Genomic DNA, 16,040 nt, shown 5'->3' with positions numbered 1-16,040 from the left:
GTGCTGGACCGGGCCGGCAAGGCGCTGGCCGACGAGCGGGAGCTGTCGGACCGGCTGGCCGCGCTGGTGCACCTCGGCAGCCGGGCCCGGGTCGGCCTGGCCGAGTCCCAGCTGCTCGCCGACGCCCTCGACCGGGTACGGCACGCCTACGGCGACGTACGGCTCAGCCTGATGCAGGACGGCGCGCTGGCGCCGTACCCCGAAGGAAGCGCGGGGCACGGCGCGGTGCCGGCGACGGCGCTCGCGAACGGCGGCGCGGTCCAGGTGGACGGCGCGGTGGTGCACGCGCTGACGGTGAAGGGGCGGCTGGCGGGGGCGCTGACGGTGCCGATCGGGACGACGTCGCAGGACGAGGCGCTGGCGGCGACGCTGGCCAGCCAGTTGTCGATCGCGCTGGAGAACGCACGGCTGTACGCGGAGCTGGACACGCTGTTCCGGGCGTACATGTCGCCGGACGTGGCGCAGAGCCTGCTCGCGGATCCGAACCGGGCGGCGCTCGGCGGCTCGCTGGTGGAGGTGACCGCGCTCTTCGCGGACCTGCGCGGCTTCACCACGTTCTCGGAGCGGGTCTCGCCCGGCGAGATCGTGGAGATGCTCAACCGTTTCCACACGGCCGCGGTGCCGTGCATCCTCGGCAACGGCGGCACGATCGTGCAGTTCGTCGGCGACGCCCTGCTGGCCCTGTTCAACGCGCCCGCCGCCCAGCCGGACCACGCGGAACGGGCGGCGCACGCGGCGCTCGACATGCAGCGGGCGGCGGCCAGGGTCAACGCCGAGGTGCTGCGCGAGCAGCACGCCGGGCTGGTCTCCGCCGTGGAGTGGCCGCAGTTCCGGGTGGGGGTGAACACCGGTCCGGCGCTGGTGGGTAACATCGGCAGCCCGGAGTTCCGCGGCTTCAACGCGATGGGCGACGCGGTCAACGTGGCCGCCCGCCTGCAGTCCCTGGCCGAACCCGGGACGGTCGTGATCGGCCAGTCCACCCGCGACCAGCTGACCTCGCCCGCGGACGTGCGTTCGCTGGGCGACCTGAGCCTGAAAGGCAAGGACCAGACGGTGCACGCGTACGTGCTGAGTTCCCTTGGATAGTCCCTTTACGGGCCCCCCTCGACGGCCCAAGACTGACCACATGAACACTCCGGAACCGGGCGAGTTCCTCGCCCTGCTCACCGCGGAGGAGATCGCGGACCTCCGTACGGCCGGCCGGCCGCGGCGGTGGGACCGCGGCACGACCGTGATGAGCGAGGGCGACACGTCCGACTGGGTGCTGGTGCTGACCTCGGGGCGGGTGAAGGTGTCCTCGCACACGGCGGTGGGCACCGAGGTGGTGCTGGCGGTGCGCGGGCCCGGCGCGCTGCTGGGCGACATGTCGGCGGTGGACGGCGGCCCGAGGTCGGGCACGGTGACCGCGCTGGAGCCGATCGAGGGCATCGTGGTCCGGGACTTCACCGGCTTCCTCCACGACCACGGCCGCATCGCGGTGCTCCTCCTCCAGCTGATCACCGGCCGGCTCCGCGACGCCGACCGCAAACGCATCGAGTACGGCGCGTTCGACACCACCGGCCGCGTCGCCACCCGCCTGGTCGAACTGGCCGAACGGTACGGCGAGCCCACCAACGAGGGCGTCCGCGTCATGCTCCCGCTATCCCAGGACGAGCTGGCCGGCTGGACGGGCGCCTCCCGCGAGGCGGTCAGCAAGGCCCTGCGCAGCCTGCGCGACCGGGGCCTGATCGAGACCGGCCGCCGCCGCGTGATCATCTACGACCTGGAAGGGCTGCGTAAGCGCGCACGGTGACCCGGTTGGTCCGGGTTCGGCACGGTGATTCAGAATGGTGTTCTGTGGTTGCCGTCCCCCTGGAACCGGGTTCCCCCGAGTACGCGAAAGCGCTCCGATACGCGTGGAAGGTGTGTTCGGTCACCAGCCTCGGGCTGGTGCTGATCGGGATCAGCGGGAGCACGCTCAACGTGGCGCTGCCCTCGGTGGTACGGCACTTCCAGGCGAGCCCGTTCGCGGCGAGCTGGATCCTGCTGGCGTTCCTGCTGGTGAACACGGCGACGCTGGTGCTGTTCGGCCGGGTGGCGGACCTGCTCGGCAGGCGCGAGGTCTACCTGGTGGGGTTCGCCCTGTTCACGGCGGCCTCGCTGCTGGCGGGGCTGGCGCCCGACGTGGGGGTGCTGGTCGCGCTGCGGGCGGTGCAGGGGCTGGGCGCGGCGATGATCCTGGCCAACGGGACCGTCATCATCGCGGACGCGTTTCCGGCGGATCGGCTCAGCCAGGGCATGGGCGTGTACATCGGGACGCTGTCGGTGGCCCAGCTGGTCGGCCCGACGCTGGGCGGGCTGATCGCGGACACGCTGGGCTGGCAGTGGATCTTCTGGATCAACGTGCCGGCCGGGCTGGTGGCGCTGATCTGGGGCATGCTGACGCTCAAGGGGACGACCCCCCGCGAACACAAGCCCGTAGACGTAACCGGAAATATCATTATTTTTGCGGCGTTATCGGCGGCGTTGGTGGCGCTCACGGAGGCCGGGTCGCGGGGGCTTTCGAGCCCGGTCGTGATCGTCGGTGGGGCGATCTTCCTGGTGCTGGTTCCCGTGCTCGTGCTGGTCGAGCGGCGGGCGCCCCATCCGGTCCTGGACGGCACGCTGTTCCGGGTCCGCATGCTCGCCCTGACCAACGTGGCCTCGTTCTGCAACGCGCTGGCCAGGTCGTCGCTGATCCTGCTGGCCGGGCTCTACTTCCAGGCCGCGCGGGGGGTGGACGCCCTGGCCGCCGGGGTCGCCCTGCTGCCGGTGCCCGTCGGGATGGCGCTGGCCTCGCCGATCGCGGGGGCGCTGGGGCGGCGGATCAGTCCGTACGCGATCGCCGTCGGGGGGTCGCTGTTCAGTGCCGGGGGGCTGGCGATTCTGGTGTTCAGCACGGCGGCGCCGTACTGGGTGATCGGGGTGGGGCTGTTCCTGGCGGGGTGCGGGAGCGGAACGTTCCTGACCGGGAACACCACGCAGGTGATGAGCGCGCTGCCGTCCGGCAGCCTGGGCGTGGTGAACGGCTTCCGGCTCATGATCATGAACTTCGGCATCGTGCTCAGCGTGGGCTCCACGCTCAGCCTGCTCACCGGCTCGGTCTCGCCGGAACTGCGGAGCCAGGTCTACCAGGGCACGCTGTCGCGGCTGTCGCCCGTCTCGGTGGAGCAGCTGATGGGCGGGTTCCGGCTGACCTACGCGGCGCTGCTCGGCGTGAGCCTGCTCGGGGCGATCTTCACGGTGCTGACCTACCCTCCGCGCGGCACGCGGCCAGCCCTTCCACCCCGCACATGAGCAGGTCGATCCCGAAGGCGTAGTACTGCTCCAGGTCCGGCGGCGTGTCGAAGGTCTTGGCGAACTCGACCATGCGCGGGAACCGGTCGGCGGGCAGCGCCTCCAGGTGCAGGCGTTTCTGCCGCCGCCATTCGATCTCCTGCTCCTCGGTGAGGCCGCGCGGGCAGCCGGGCTCCCCGTCCACCAGGGCGATCACGCCGTGCAGCAGGTGTGAGGAGATCAGGAAGCCCTCGTCGAGCGCGAACCCGGCCTGCGCCAGCAGGTCGAGCGCGGTGTCGGTGGCGATCCTGAAGCTCTCCACGTCGTGCTTCTGCATCGTCGGGAGCAGCCCGGTCATCGCCGGATGCCGCCGCATCACCCCCGTCAGCGCCTCCACCATCGCCCGCAGCCGGACATTCCACGCCGCGCCCGGCCGGAACTCGGGAGTGACGCCCCGGAGCAGGTGGTCGGCCACTCCCTCCAGCAGCTGCTCCTTGTTCTTGAAATGCCAGTACAGCGCCATCGGCGTGACGCCGAGCAGCTGGGCGAGCCGCCGGATGGTGACGGCCTCCAGGCCCTCGGAGTCGGCCAGCTTGATCGCCTGGTCGACGACTGTCTCACGGCTCAGTTTCTCTGCTGCCACTTGACAACTATACGACGTACACGTTCTCCTATCCACTGTACATGTACGCCGTATATGTACGTCGTATAAGGAGACGTGGATGAACAGATGGCTGGCGCTCACCGCCGTGGCGCTTGCGACCTTCATGACCTATTTGGATAACAATGTGGTCAATGTCGCACTCCCTACTATCCAACGGGAGCTCGGGCTGACCATCTCCGGACTGGAGTGGATCGTCAGCGCGTACATCCTGGTGTTCGCGGGTCTGCTGCTGGTCGGCGGCCGGCTGGCGGACGTGTTCGGCCTGCGCACGGTCTTCTTCGCCGGGCTCGCGGTCTTCAGCGTGGCCTCCGCGGCGGCCGGGCTCGCGAACGGCCAGGAGATCCTCATCGCCGCCCGCGCGCTGCAGGGCGTCGGCGCGGCCCTGCTCACCCCGGCCTCGCTCGCGCTGCTGCCCCGGCTCTTCCCCGACCCGCGCGAGCGCGCCACCGCCGTCGGCATCTGGAGCGCCGTCGGCGCCCTCGCCCTGGCCATCGGCCCGCTCACCGGCGGCCTGCTCAGCGAGAACGTGGACTGGGGCTGGATCTTCCTGATCAACCTCCCGATCGGGCTGATCACCGCCGTGCTCGCCGCCACCAACATCCGCCTCCCGCGCACGCCGCGGGCCACCTCGACCCGGCTCGACCTGCCCGGCCTGGCCGCCTCCACGCTGGCCCTGTTCGCGCTGACCTTCGGCCTCATCGAGGGCGAGTCCGAGGGCTGGTCCTCGGCCCCGATCCTGGGCGCGTTCGCCGTGGCGCTGATCGCCTTCATCGGCTTCCTGGTGATCGAGTCACGCTCCCGCCAGCCGATGATCGACCTGTCCCTGTTCCGGGAGCGCGTCTTCAGCGGCGGCCTGCTCGCGATGGGCCTGTGGGCGTTCGGCGTCTTCGGGATCTACTTCTTCACCGCGATCTACCTGCAGAGCGCGCTCGGCTTCACCCCCACCCAGGCCGGCGCCGGATTCGTCCCGATGGCCCTGCTGATGGCCGCGCTGGCGACCGTGTCGCCCCGCATCGCCGAACGGTTCGGCACGGCCCGCGTGGTCGCCCTCGGCCTGGCCCTGATGGCCGTGGCGATCGGCGCCATCTCCAACGTCGGCGCCGGCTCCGACTACCTCGACCTGCTCCCCTGGTTCCTCCTGTACGGCGCGGGCGCCGGCCTCCTCGTCCCCCTCACCAACGTGATCCTGGGCACCATGCCGACCGGCCGGGCGGGCGTGGCCTCGGGCGTGCTGAACGTCTCCCGCGAGGTCTTCGGCCTGCTCGGCATCACCATCCTGGGCGCCATCCTGAACGCCCGCCAGACCGCCCCCACCATGGCGGCCTTCCTGGACGCCTACCAGTTCACCCTGCTCATCGCCGCGGCCATCGTCCTGATCGGCGTCCCCGTCAGCCTGTACGCCCTGCGCCGCACCCCCACGCAGACCACCGAGGAACGCGTCCTCGAACCGGTCGGCTGACAGCACGACGCCCCCGGGGGTTCTCCCCGGGGGCGTCGTGTTTCTCCGGTGGTTCAGGAACCGATCTTCTTGCCCTGCTTGTGCCAGGCCACCGCGACGGCGGGCCGCGGCTGGTCCCCGTCGGGCCAGGTGCTGGACGGGTTGTCGGGAGTGGCCCCGGTGATCTCACCCGGGTGCTGGACGGCCACGAAGACGCTGCGCTGGTCCTCGGTGACCATCGGGCCGCAGGTCTCCGCGCCGAACGGCACGGTCAGGAACTGGCGGACGAACCCGCGCTCCCGGCCGGCCAGCGGCATCACGAACAGGCCGTCGTTGGTGCCCAGCGCGTTGCCGTCGGTGGAGATCCACAGGTTGCCGTCGGCGTCGAAGGCCAGGTTGTCGGGGCAGGAGATCGGCGAGACCTTGGTCTTGTCGAAGCCCGCGAAGTAGGTGCTCGGGTCGGCCGGGTCACCGGCGACCAGCGGCAGCGACCAGGCGAACTTGGTGGCGCCCGCGTCGTTGCGCGACTCCAGGATCTCCAGGATGTGCCCGTGCCGGTTGGACGGCCGGGGGTTGGCCTCGTCCAGCTGGGCGGCGGTGCGGTTGGTGTTGTTGGTCAGGGCCAGGTAGACGGCGCCGTTGACCGGGTTGCGCTCCATGTCCTCGGGGCGGTCCATCTTGGTGGCGCCCACCTTGTCGGCGGCCACGCGGGTGAAGACCAGCACCTCCTCGGCGGTCATGCCGGGCACGTACGAGCGGGTGCCGCTGACCAGCGGGATCCACTCGCCGGAGCCGTCGAACGCGCCGTCGCTGGGCAGCTTGCCGGTGCCGTCGATCTCGGCGGCGGGGCTGTCGCCAGTCAGCTTGGCCACGTACAGCGTGCCCTCGTCGAGCAGGCCGCGGTTGTGGCGGTCGAAGCCGGGGACGTACCGGTCCTTGGAGACGAACTTGTAGATGTACTCGAAGCGCGAGTCGTCGCCCATGTACGCGACCAGGCGGCCGTCCTTGGCGATCGTGGTGGTGGCCGCCTCGTGGGCCATCCGGCCGAGGGCGGTCCGCTTGATCGGGACGGAGTCGGGGTCGAAGGGGTCGATCTCCACGATCCAGCCGAAGCGGTTGATCTCGTGGGGGTGCTTGGCCAGGTCGAAGCGCTCCTCGACCCGGTCGAAGCGGCGGCTGCCGCTGGGGATGGCGGCGGTGGTGCTCACGCCGTACCGGGCCAGATTGGCCTTCTGGTCCTCGGGGACGCCGTTGCCGCCGACGAAGTACTGGTTGAAGTTCTCCTCGGCGGTCAGCACCGTGCCCCAGGGGGTGGTGCCGCCGGCGCAGTTGTTGAGCATGCCCTTGACGTTGCGGCCGGTGGGGTCGCCGGCGGTCTTCAGCAGCGCGCTGCCGGCGGCCGGGCCGCTGAACCGCATGGGGGTCTGGGCGGTGATGCGGCGGTTGTACTTGCGGGAGCCGCGGGTGACCAGCGTCCACTTGCCGGTCTTGCCGGCCCGCTCGATCTCCACCACGGAGCCGCCGTGCGCGGCCAGGGCGATCCTGATCTGCTCCAGCGGGGCGGCGTTGCCGTCCACGTAGCCGCGGAACATCAGGACTTCGTCGGTGTACTCGTGGTTGACCCAGAGCAGCCCGCGGTCCTTGCCCATCGGGAACAGCGTGACGTAGTCGCAGTTGTAGCCGAACTGCTTGGCCTGCGCGGCGGCCGTCTGGTTGTCGAAGTCGAACGCGGGCGCGCCCGGCACGACCGGGTCTCCCCAGCGCACCACGACCGACTGGTCGTAGCCCGCCGGCACGGTGATGGCGTCAAGCTTGTTCGGCGCGACAGGGGTGAACTTCAGGCCGCTCGGGCCGTTGCCGTGGCCCGAGCCGCCGTGGCCGCCCAGGACGTGGTCCTTGGTGCCGCCGGGGTCGGCGGCGGCCGGCATCGCGGCGCCCACACCGACCACGCCGGTCGAGACCACCAGCGCGCCGAGCGCTCCGGCCCGGAGCGCGCCCCGGCGGGAGATCGCCTCGGTCACGATATCGCCGAAATAGGCGTTCTCACTGGGGTTGGAAACCTCGTGGGCACAGGCGTTGCCACAACGGAAGGCACAAGTGAGCGAGCTGCGGCCACCCGAGTGCGGGGCGGACAGCAGCGGCAGCGTTCTACGCGGTGACGGGTTCGCCACAGCTCCTCCAAAGGGGATTGCGCGGGACTGCGCGGGATGGAACACGCGCCCGTCGCGGCGAGTGCTCCCCGCCGGGACGGTACGGCCGCTAGCCGAACCACAGGTGAACATCGTTTACCCGAACAATGAACGCTGATCTCAGCCGCCTCATGAGCATCATCCGCACCAGGCGGCGTCCTGCGGGAGAATGTTCCGATGGCCGCCCGCAGACTCGACTCCGAGAGAATCCGTGCCGCGCTGGACGCCCAGCTGAGCGCGCTGGGCGAGCCGCCGTACCCGGGTCCGGCGGCCGGGGCCGGGCGGGCGTGCGTGGCGGCGGTGCTGCGGGTGTACGACGCGGGCGGGCAGCCGCTGCGGGAGGCTGCCAGGGCGGCGGTCCGGTACCTGCTGGACGAGCTGGTGGCCGTGGCTCCGGGGCGTACGGTCGAGGTCAGGGTGCCGCCGTACGCGGCGGTGCAGTGTGTGGAGGGGCCCCGGCACACTCGTGGGACCCCGCCCAATGTGGTGCAGATCGATCCGCGTACCTGGCTGGAGCTGGCCACCGGCAGGACCGCGTGGGGGGACGCGGTCGCGGACGGCCGGGCCACCGCCAGCGGCTCCCGCGCGGATCTGTCGGGTTTCCTGCCGCTGGCGTGAGGTCAGTTTTCCAGGGTGCCGGTGTTCAGCTTGCGTTCCAGGCAGCGCTGGGCGGACTCCTGGGTCGGGTGCAGAGTCGTGTCGAAGCACTCGTCGATGCCCTTGCTCTGCACCCAGTTCCACAGGACGGCGGCCAGGATGGCGGCCAGCACGAGCGTGGCGATGCTGAGGACCAGGCCGACGATCGCGCGCGGCTTGTTGGAGCGCTTGGCGATGGCGACGATGCCGACGATGACGCCGGCGATCGCGGTGAGCGTGCCCAGGCCGCACAGGAACAGCAGCACGATGCTGACGATGCCGAGCACCAGCGCCGCCGTGCCCAGCCCGCCGCCGCGCTGCGGGGTGGCCGGGTACTGGCCGCCCCCCGGGCCGTACGGGCTGCCGCCGCCCGGAGGCGGGTAGCCGGGCAGGCCCTGGTAGCCGCCGGGCGGGCCGTAGGCCCCGGGCGCGCCGCCGTAAGGGCTTTCGGGCTGAGGCGGCTGACCGGGCACAGGCGGCTGACCGGGCGTCTCCCGGGGCTTGTCGGGGCCTCCCGGGGTTCCGGCCTCGTGTGCCATCCGGCCACCCCAGTGCTCCGGGTCGGTCCGATGATCCGGCGTAGCCGGGCTCGCGGGCGGCAGGCGATCATCCCGGCGCTCCGGCGTGGACGGGTTCTCGGGCGGCAGGCGATCACCCCAGCGCTCCGGCGCGGACTGGCCTTCCTGCCGCATTCGGTCACCCCAGCGCTCCGGCGCGGACTGACCGGAATTACCGGAGCCGTCGGCTGGCACCGGCGGGAACGGAGACCTGAGTTCGCCCGCCGCGAACGACTTGGTGTCCGGCTCCGCGTCGTGCGGCGCGAACGTCGGCTGCCTCGTCGGCGGGGACGGGAACCGGTGCGGCTCACTCGCCTGCGGGAAGGCCCACTCCTCCGGCCCCGGCCGGGACTGCTGGCCGCCCTGGCTCTCCTGAGGGTGCGGGTACGCCCAAGGGTGCAGGTCCCGGGACGCCCACGGGCGGTCGATGTCCGGTTCCTCCCAGGAATTGGGCGGCCTCTTGTCCGGATAGGCGTCGCGCGGGTCGGGCCACTCGCTGCGATTGCTGCGGTCCTCAGGTGTCGTCACGGTCTTCTCCCCCGGACTGAATTTGGGCATGCCGGAGATCCCAGGCTCTCTCCCCACGGGCCCCCCGAACCGGGCCGACACGGCAAAGTCCCGTCGATCCTTTGACTCGGAAATGCGTACCCGGCTTGGCCTCCGCGGAGATACATCCCTCCCCGGGGTTCGAGCAGGGGGTGGGCCGAAATAGACTCAAGCATGTGCTGAAGGGCGACGGCCATCTGAGCCATGACCTTGACCCGCTGGACCAGGGCCCGAAGGACGCGTGTGGCGTCTTCGGCGTCTGGGCGCCAGGGGAGGATGTCTCCAAACTCACCTACTACGGGTTGTACGCGTTGCAGCACCGCGGGCAGGAGTCCGCGGGCATCGCGGTAAGCGAGGGAACCCGGATCCTGGTCTACAAGGACATGGGTCTGGTCGCGCAGGTGTTCGACGAATCCGTGCTGGGCACCCTCCGGGGCCACCTGGCGATCGGGCACTGCCGCTACTCGACGACCGGTTCGAGCGTCTGGGAGAACGCGCAACCCACGCTGAACTCGACCGACGTCGGCGGGCTCGCGCTGGCCCACAACGGCAACCTGATCAACACCGGCGAACTGGCCGTCCGGCTCGCACCCGGCGCGACCCGGGCCACCACCGACACCGAGGTGCTGACCGCGCTGCTCGCGCAGGACGGCTCCCGGCCCATCGAGGACGCGGCGGCCGAGCTGCTGCCCCAGGTCAGGGGCGCGTACTCGCTGGTCTTCATGAACGAGACGACGCTGTTCGCGGCCAGGGACCCGCAGGGCGTGCGCCCGCTGGTGCTCGGGCGGCTGGAGCGCGGCTGGGTGGTCGCCTCCGAGACGGCCGCGCTGGACATCGTGGGCGCGGTCTTCACCCGGGAGATCGAGCCGGGTGAGCTCCTCACCATCGACGAGCGCGGCGTGCGCTCCCGCCGGTTCGCCCTCGCCGAACCCAAGGGCTGCCTGTTCGAGTACGTGTACCTCGCCCGCCCCGACACCTCGATCGCCGGGCGTGGCGTGCAGGCCACCCGCGTCGAGGTGGGCCGCCAGCTGGCCCGGGAGCACCCGGTCGACGCCGACCTGGTCATCCCGACCCCCGAGTCGGGCACGCCGGCCGCGATCGGATACGCCGAGCAGAGCGGCATTCCGTACGGGCAGGGGCTGGTCAAGAACTCCTACGTGGGGCGGACCTTCATCCAGCCGTCGCAGACGATCCGGCAGCTGGGCATCCGGCTCAAGCTGAATCCGCTGCGGGAGATCGTGCAGGGCAAACGCCTGGTCGTGGTGGACGACTCGATCGTGCGCGGGAACACCCAGCGGGCGATCGTGAAGATGCTGCGCGAGGCCGGCGCGACCGAGGTGCACGTGCGCATCTCCTCGCCGCCGGTGTCCTGGCCGTGCTTCTACGGCATCGACTTCGCCACCCGGGCCGAGCTGATCGCGGGCTCTCTCACCGTGGACGAGATCTGCGACTCGCTGGGCGCCGACTCGCTGGGCTACATCTCGCTGGAGGGTCTCACCCAGGCCACCACAATCCCGGCGAACCGCCTGTGCCGTGCGTGCTTCGACGGCGACTATCCCATTCCGGTCGACCAGGATCAGGTCGGCAAGTACGTCCTCGAGGTCAAGGTATGAGCTCCTACGCTGACGCCGGTGTCGACATCGAGGCCGGCGATCGCGCGGTCGAGCTGATGAAGTCCAAGGTCGCCAGGTCCCGGCGGCCGGAGGTCGTGGACGACGCCAGTGGGTTCGCGGGGCTCTTCGACGCGTCGGCGTTGCTGAAGTACCGGCGGCCGTTGCTGGCGACCTCGACCGATGGGGTCGGGACGAAGGTGATGCTGGCCCAGCGGCTGGACAAACACGACACGATCGGGATCGATCTCGTGGGGATGGTCGTGGACGATCTGGTCGTCTGCGGGGCTGAGCCGTTGTTCATGACGGACTACATCGCTTGCGGGAAAGTGGTTCCTGAGCGGATCGCGGAGATCGTGGGTGGGGTCGCGGAGGGGTGCCGGCTCGCGGGGTGTGCTCTCGTGGGTGGGGAGACCGCTGAGCATCCGGGGGCCATGGGGGTTGACGAGTACGATCTCGCCGGGGCTGGGACGGGTGTGGTGGAAGCCGACGCCATGCTCGGGCCTGACCGGGTTCTGGTCGGGGATGTCGTGCTGGGGTTGGCGTCTTCCGGGGTGCACTCCAATGGGTATTCGCTGGTGCGGCATGTTCTGAAAAATGCGGATCTGGGGTTGGAGCGGTATCTGCCTGAGTTGTCGCGGACGCTTGGGGAGGAACTGCTGGAGCCGACCCGGATCTACTCGCTCGACTGTCTGGCGTTGCTGCGGGAGACGACTGTTCACGCGTTCGCGCACATCACCGGGGGTGGGCTGGCGGCGAACCTGGCTCGGTCCTTGCCTGGTACGGCTGACGCGGTCCTGAACCGGGGATCCTGGACGCCGCCGGCGATCTTCACGACGCTGGCGGAACGTGGCGGGATCTCCCAGGACGACATGGACCGCACCTTCAACCTGGGCGTCGGAATGTGTGCCATCGTCCCCGCCGACGAGGCCGACACCGCCGTGAATCTCCTAACCCAACGAGGCCTCCCCACCTGGATCCTCGGCGAAATCACCCCCGGCACCGGCAAAGCCCACTTCTCCTAACCAAATCCCCACCCACGCGTCGCGCTGGCTCTTCCCACCCGCCCACCCTCGATCTTCCGGAGTGACCTGCCCTGCCGGGCGTGCCCTGCTTCCGAGAGATCCGCCAGGCACTGTTTCGCGTTTGTCTTGACAGTGGCTCTTTCCCACCCGCCCACCCCTTTCTGCCCTGCCGGGCGGGACCGCCGGGGCCGCCCTGCTGAGCAGATCTGCCTTGCCGTTTCGCCTCTACCGGTCTGATCCGGTTTGGCCAAACTCACCACGTCCGCGCTGGCGGCGGCTGTCCCCGCCCGCCCACCCTTTGTGCCCTGCCGGGCAGGCCCGGCTCCGCCAAGATCCTCTCTGTCGGGCAGGGCCGGCTCCGCCAAAGATTGCTTGCCGGACTGGCCTGCTCTGCCAGGGGCGCTTTGGCGGAAGGTGCTTCGTCGGGCCGATTCAAGCTGGGCACGGGTGGGTGACCTGGCAGCATTTCCTAAAGGATCCGACCGCCCGGATGTGCCCCCATGGGGCCAGACCAGCCGTCAAGGATGAAGCTTTGCAAGATCCAGCACTGCAAGGCGATGGCCCACCCTGACCGGCCGCCAGGACAGTGGGTGGCGGGCATATCCACTGCCAGCGTAAACACGGCAGGCACCTTCGGCGGAGCTACACCCAAGTAGGGCACGCCCGGTAGGGCAAGTCAGCCCAGAAGATCAAAGGTGGGCGAGCAGGAACAGCCGCTGCCAGCGCAAACGCTACGCCCAGGTAGTGCCCGATGACAGGGTCAGCCAGCCCGGCAGGGTAAGGGGGTAGCCAGCCCGGCAGGGCAGAAAGGGTGGGTGGGTGGGAAAACAGACACCGCCAGCGGGGTCGTGGTGACCTTTGGCTAAGGCGGACCAGATCACGTATCAGGCCGGGTGGCAAGGCGAAGGAGACGCCGTGGCCTGATACCTGGCCGGACTGGCCATACGCCCTTGTGGGCGCATAGCGAAACGCGCTCCGGCTTAAGGAGCGCTCAGACCCCGTGCGAGGGCGGCGAAAATACCCGGCATAGCACGCCATGCCGGGTATTTCTCCGCTAGGTCAGGAACCGCTCAACGACGGCTCCCGGGTGGGTCGTCCCCATCGTCCTCGTCGTCGACGGCGGCGTAATCGGCATACCGATCAGCCAGCTCGTCATAAGGGTCGTGCTCGTCATCGCGGTCGGAATCGACGTTGTCCTCGACTCCGAGCTCCGCACGCAGGCGCTCAAGATCCGTCCCGCCGCTGTTGTACTTCAGCTGGCGGGCGACCTTGACCTGCTTGGCCTTGGCTCGGCCGCGCCCCATTGGCTCGACCCCCTCATGCGGGGTCGTGCCCGACCCCTCGTCGCTAACGCACCACGCACTGACGCCACCTGACTTAGGGCGTCAGCCTCTCGTTCGCCTACAACCGTACCTGTTTTGCGCCCCGCTCGGTACGCCGTCTGGGCGGCGGCGGTCAGCGGCCCAGCCAAATGGCGCTAAGCCGCCCGACTTCCGACATTCTGCGCTCTGCCAGCCTATCTGCTGCGACCGCCGGAGGAACGCCCTCCTCGTCGGCGATGGCGAAGATTTTCTGGGTGGTGGAGAAAATCTGAGCTGCCCTCGCTTTGGCCCGCTCCATGTTGAAGCCCTCGATCTCGTCGGCCACCTGGATGACCCCGCCCGAGTTCACCACGTAGTCGGGTGCGTACAGGATGCCACGATCGGCGAGCTGTTTCTCGACACCCGGATGGGCGAGCTGGTTGTTGGCCCCGCCGCACACGATCGTGGCGCGCAGCCCGGCCACCGTGTCGTCGGTGAGCGCGCCGCCGAGGGCGCAGGGCGCGTACACGTCGATGTCGGACGCGGCGAGGGTGGCCGCGTCGGCGACGGAGTCGACCTCCGGGTGGCGGAGGCGTACCCGATCGACGGCTTGGTCGTTCACGTCGCAGATGACCACGTCGGCGCCGTCGGCCAGCAGGTGTTCGACCAGGCGGTGGCCGACCTTGCCGACGCCTTCCACGCCGACCCGCCGGCCGCGCAGGCTGGCCTCGCCGTAGCGGTGGGCCGCCGCGGCGCGCATGCCCTGGAACACGCCGTATGCCGTGAGGATGGAGGAGTCGCCCGCGCCGCCGTGGGCGAGCGTGCGCCCGGTCACGAAGTCGCACTCGCGGGCCACGATGTCCATGTCCTCGCTGTAGGTGCCCACGTCGCAGGCGGTGTAATAGCGCCCCCCGAGGGACTGCACGAACCGGCCGTAGGCCCGCAGCAGGGCCTCGCTCTTGTCCGCGGTGGGATCGCCGATGATCACGGCTTTCGCGCCGCCGTGGTCCAGCCCGGCCAGGGCGTTCTTGTACGCCATGGCCCTGGACAGATTGAGCACATCGGCCAAAGCCGCCTGCTCATCCTGGTACGGGTAGAAACGGGTGCCACCGAGGCCCGGCCCGAGAGCCGTGCTGTAGATGGCGATGATCGCGTACAGGCCACTGCGGTCGTCCGCGCAGAACACGACCTGCTCGTGCCGGGTGTGTCGGCTCGTTTCCTGGTGGGAGAGCCCGAAGACGTCGGTCACTGTGGTGACTCCTGATCGTCCCTGTCCGCCGCCCCATTGCGGCGAATCTCCACACCAGGGTAACGACGATCATGGATTGCGAGCAGGCGGACACTGCGCGGATTCGTTTCGCATGGCACGATTCGGGGTGTGCTGCCCTACGCCGCGTACCTCCGCGTCTACGAGCCGCTGAACGCCTTTCCGGAGCAGGACCGTCTGGCGTGGGCCAGGTATGCCCAGAATCCGGAGCGCCCGAGGCGTGCCGGGGCGCTGGAGGTCGAGCACGAGGAGTCCGTCCGGCGCATCCTGCGCGTGCCGCCGTTCCCCGCGCCGAGCGCGGAGAGCCGCAACGCCTACCTGCGCCGGGTCGACGACGTGCTCTACGTCTGCCCGTGGCAGAGCCGGCTGCGGTCCTGGCTGGCCTTCGCCACGTTCCGTGGCAGCATGCCGGTGAAGCTGGCCGACCGATTCGTGCCGACCTCGGTCGCGGAGCGTACGGCCGACGAGTTCGACGCCTTCAAGCGCGGCGAGCCGTCCCTGCGCATGCACATCAGGACCAGCACCTGGCACGTCCCGACCCCCTGGTTCGTGCCGTTCGACTCGGCCGAGCGCTGGCTGGTGCTGCGCGGCGAGGAGTCCGAGGGCATCACCATGGCCCCGGCCAGGAACATGCTCTACGTGACCTCGATGGCGCAGGCCCGCAAGCGGGTGGCCCGCGCGCTGGTGGTGATCCGCCGCCATGTCGGCGAGGTCGACACGCTGACCGACGTCGAGGACGTGGGCCGCTGGCTGGAGGAGTTCCACCCGCACTCGCTGGTGGAGCTGGACTACGGCGGCCTCGTGCACCTGATGGACGACGAGACCCTGCAGGCGGACCAGTCCGTGGCCGAATTGGCGGCCGCCCTCACGGGTTTGGACAACGGTCAAGAAGAACTTGCCTTCGCGATGTATCAGCGAGTGATCCTCCGGTGGCGGTCGATCCAGAGTCTGGAGTCAGCCAACTGAGCCCCAACCAGTGGGACTGACCTGCGGCTTTGGGTCATGAGTTGGTCGATGGGACAACTGCGAACTGAGTAGTTTGCCGTTTTCACTGCGATACCACGAAACGTGTCGCTAGAATCACCGAGCGTGACATCAACACGTGGTCGAGACGTTGCGCCCAGAGGGCTCGCCAATCGCGCTACGTGGCTGTATGGTCACATCGGGTGATGCCGCAAATGGTCCAAGAAACCGCACGTTATGGATCATTGGGGGACATCCGTGACAAGCGCCAAGATAAGTCGCAGGATCGCTGTCGCCGGTCCACACGGAGGAGAGGCCGCACAAATGTCAGCTCGTACACCCGAGGCCGAGCCACTGCTCACCCCGGCGGAGGTCGCAACCATGTTCCGCGTCGACCCCAAGACCGTTACTCGGTGGGCGAAGGCGGGCAAGTTGACGTCCATCCGCACCCTCGGCGGACACCGGCGTTACCGGGAGACCGAGGTCCGGGCCCTGCTCGCGGGCATTCCGCAGCAGCGTTCGGAGTAGTTGCGGGGGGTCGCAGCACCTA

The 16,040-nt window shown here is 69.7% G+C and carries 14 protein-coding genes; 9 read left to right on the top strand and 5 right to left on the bottom strand.

The genetic code is table 11. The features are described 5' to 3' along the window. The 3 genes from Aph01nite_RS14685 to Aph01nite_RS14675 all read left to right on the top strand — a co-directional run. Positions 1–1,086 (top strand): adenylate/guanylate cyclase domain-containing protein (locus Aph01nite_RS14685; RefSeq protein WP_204041410.1); only part of this gene is annotated, 1,086 nt, incomplete at its 5' end. Positions 1,087–1,126: 40 nt separating this feature from the next. After that, positions 1,127–1,792 carry a Crp/Fnr family transcriptional regulator gene (locus Aph01nite_RS14680; RefSeq protein WP_204041409.1) on the top strand — a complete coding sequence of 222 codons (666 nt, stop codon included), beginning with the start codon at positions 1,127–1,129 and terminating at the stop codon, positions 1,790–1,792. A gap of 44 nt (positions 1,793–1,836) precedes the next feature. Next, on the top strand, positions 1,837–3,315 hold the full coding sequence (locus tag Aph01nite_RS14675; protein WP_204041408.1) for an MFS transporter: 1,479 nt from the start codon (positions 1,837–1,839) through the stop codon (positions 3,313–3,315). On the opposite strand, the gene Aph01nite_RS14670 is transcribed toward Aph01nite_RS14675, so the two are convergent. Continuing rightward, the gene (locus tag Aph01nite_RS14670; RefSeq protein WP_204041407.1) at positions 3,257–3,937 is read right to left on the bottom strand and encodes a TetR family transcriptional regulator; all 681 of its coding nucleotides are present in this window, start codon (positions 3,935–3,937) and stop codon (positions 3,257–3,259) included. The two genes, Aph01nite_RS14675 and Aph01nite_RS14670, sit on opposite strands and share 59 nt — an antisense overlap. A gap of 79 nt (positions 3,938–4,016) precedes the next feature. On the opposite strand from Aph01nite_RS14670, the gene Aph01nite_RS14665 reads away from it, so the two are divergent. After that, positions 4,017–5,417 carry a DHA2 family efflux MFS transporter permease subunit gene (locus tag Aph01nite_RS14665; protein ID WP_204041406.1) on the top strand — a complete coding sequence of 467 codons (1,401 nt, stop codon included), beginning with the start codon at positions 4,017–4,019 and terminating at the stop codon, positions 5,415–5,417. A gap of 53 nt (positions 5,418–5,470) precedes the next feature. Here the strand turns inward: Aph01nite_RS14665 and Aph01nite_RS14660 are convergent, their stop codons facing one another. Beyond that, positions 5,471–7,567, bottom strand: a complete 2,097-nt coding sequence (locus Aph01nite_RS14660; protein ID WP_204041405.1) for a PhoX family protein — start codon at positions 7,565–7,567, stop codon at positions 5,471–5,473. Between the two features lie 195 nt (positions 7,568–7,762). Between Aph01nite_RS14660 and Aph01nite_RS14655 the strand changes: the two genes are divergently transcribed. Beyond that, positions 7,763–8,203: a sterol carrier family protein gene (locus Aph01nite_RS14655; protein WP_204041404.1), complete on the top strand. Its 441-nt coding sequence runs from the start codon at positions 7,763–7,765 to the stop codon at positions 8,201–8,203. 2 nt (positions 8,204–8,205) lie between these two features. On the opposite strand, the gene Aph01nite_RS14650 is transcribed toward Aph01nite_RS14655, so the two are convergent. Then, the gene (locus tag Aph01nite_RS14650) at positions 8,206–9,306 is read right to left on the bottom strand and encodes a hypothetical protein (RefSeq protein WP_204041403.1); all 1,101 of its coding nucleotides are present in this window, start codon (positions 9,304–9,306) and stop codon (positions 8,206–8,208) included. Between the two features lie 194 nt (positions 9,307–9,500). On the opposite strand from Aph01nite_RS14650, the gene purF reads away from it, so the two are divergent. Next, complete coding sequence (purF, locus tag Aph01nite_RS14645) at positions 9,501–10,937, top strand: amidophosphoribosyltransferase (RefSeq protein ID WP_204041402.1); 1,437 nt, start codon at positions 9,501–9,503, stop codon at positions 10,935–10,937. Beyond that, positions 10,934–11,959: a phosphoribosylformylglycinamidine cyclo-ligase gene (purM, locus tag Aph01nite_RS14640; protein ID WP_204041401.1), complete on the top strand. Its 1,026-nt coding sequence runs from the start codon at positions 10,934–10,936 to the stop codon at positions 11,957–11,959. The genes purF and purM overlap by 4 nt, the downstream gene beginning before the upstream one ends. 1,070 nt (positions 11,960–13,029) lie before the next feature. On the opposite strand, the gene Aph01nite_RS14635 is transcribed toward purM, so the two are convergent. Continuing rightward, on the bottom strand, positions 13,030–13,263 hold the full coding sequence (locus Aph01nite_RS14635; protein WP_204041400.1) for a DUF3073 domain-containing protein: 234 nt from the start codon (positions 13,261–13,263) through the stop codon (positions 13,030–13,032). Between the two features lie 151 nt (positions 13,264–13,414). Continuing rightward, the gene (locus Aph01nite_RS14630; protein WP_204041399.1) at positions 13,415–14,509 is read right to left on the bottom strand and encodes a Leu/Phe/Val dehydrogenase; all 1,095 of its coding nucleotides are present in this window, start codon (positions 14,507–14,509) and stop codon (positions 13,415–13,417) included. Between the two features lie 129 nt (positions 14,510–14,638). On the opposite strand from Aph01nite_RS14630, the gene Aph01nite_RS14625 reads away from it, so the two are divergent. Together Aph01nite_RS14625 and bldC are read left to right on the top strand one after the other, a co-directional pair. Further along, positions 14,639–15,493, top strand: a complete 855-nt coding sequence (locus Aph01nite_RS14625; RefSeq protein ID WP_204041398.1) for a DUF8083 family protein — start codon at positions 14,639–14,641, stop codon at positions 15,491–15,493. A 321-nt stretch (positions 15,494–15,814) separates the two neighbouring features. After that, on the top strand, positions 15,815–16,018 hold the full coding sequence (gene bldC, locus Aph01nite_RS14620) for a developmental transcriptional regulator BldC (protein WP_013133571.1): 204 nt from the start codon (positions 15,815–15,817) through the stop codon (positions 16,016–16,018). Positions 16,019–16,040: the final 22 nt, after the last annotated feature.

Source organism: Acrocarpospora phusangensis (genome assembly GCF_016862995.1).
GTDB lineage: Bacteria > Actinomycetota > Actinomycetes > Streptosporangiales > Streptosporangiaceae > Acrocarpospora > Acrocarpospora phusangensis.
The sequence above is the reverse complement of the archived record's forward strand: the minus strand, read 5'-3'. Positions and strand labels throughout refer to the sequence as shown.

Bases quoted from the DNA above. Each gene is read 5' to 3' on its own strand.
- Aph01nite_RS14680 (WP_204041409.1), top strand. From the start codon at position 1,127: ATGAACACTCCGGAACCGGGCGAGTTCCTCGCCCTGCTCACCGCGGAG.
- Aph01nite_RS14665 (WP_204041406.1), top strand. From the start codon at position 4,017: ATGAACAGATGGCTGGCGCTCACCGCCGTGGCGCTTGCGACCTTCATG.
- Aph01nite_RS14655 (WP_204041404.1), top strand. From the start codon at position 7,763: ATGGCCGCCCGCAGACTCGACTCCGAGAGAATCCGTGCCGCGCTGGAC.
- purM (WP_204041401.1), top strand. From the start codon at position 10,934: ATGAGCTCCTACGCTGACGCCGGTGTCGACATCGAGGCCGGCGATCGC.
- Aph01nite_RS14635 (WP_204041400.1), bottom strand. From the start codon at position 13,263: ATGGGGCGCGGCCGAGCCAAGGCCAAGCAGGTCAAGGTCGCCCGCCAG.
- bldC (WP_013133571.1), top strand. From the start codon at position 15,815: ATGTCAGCTCGTACACCCGAGGCCGAGCCACTGCTCACCCCGGCGGAG.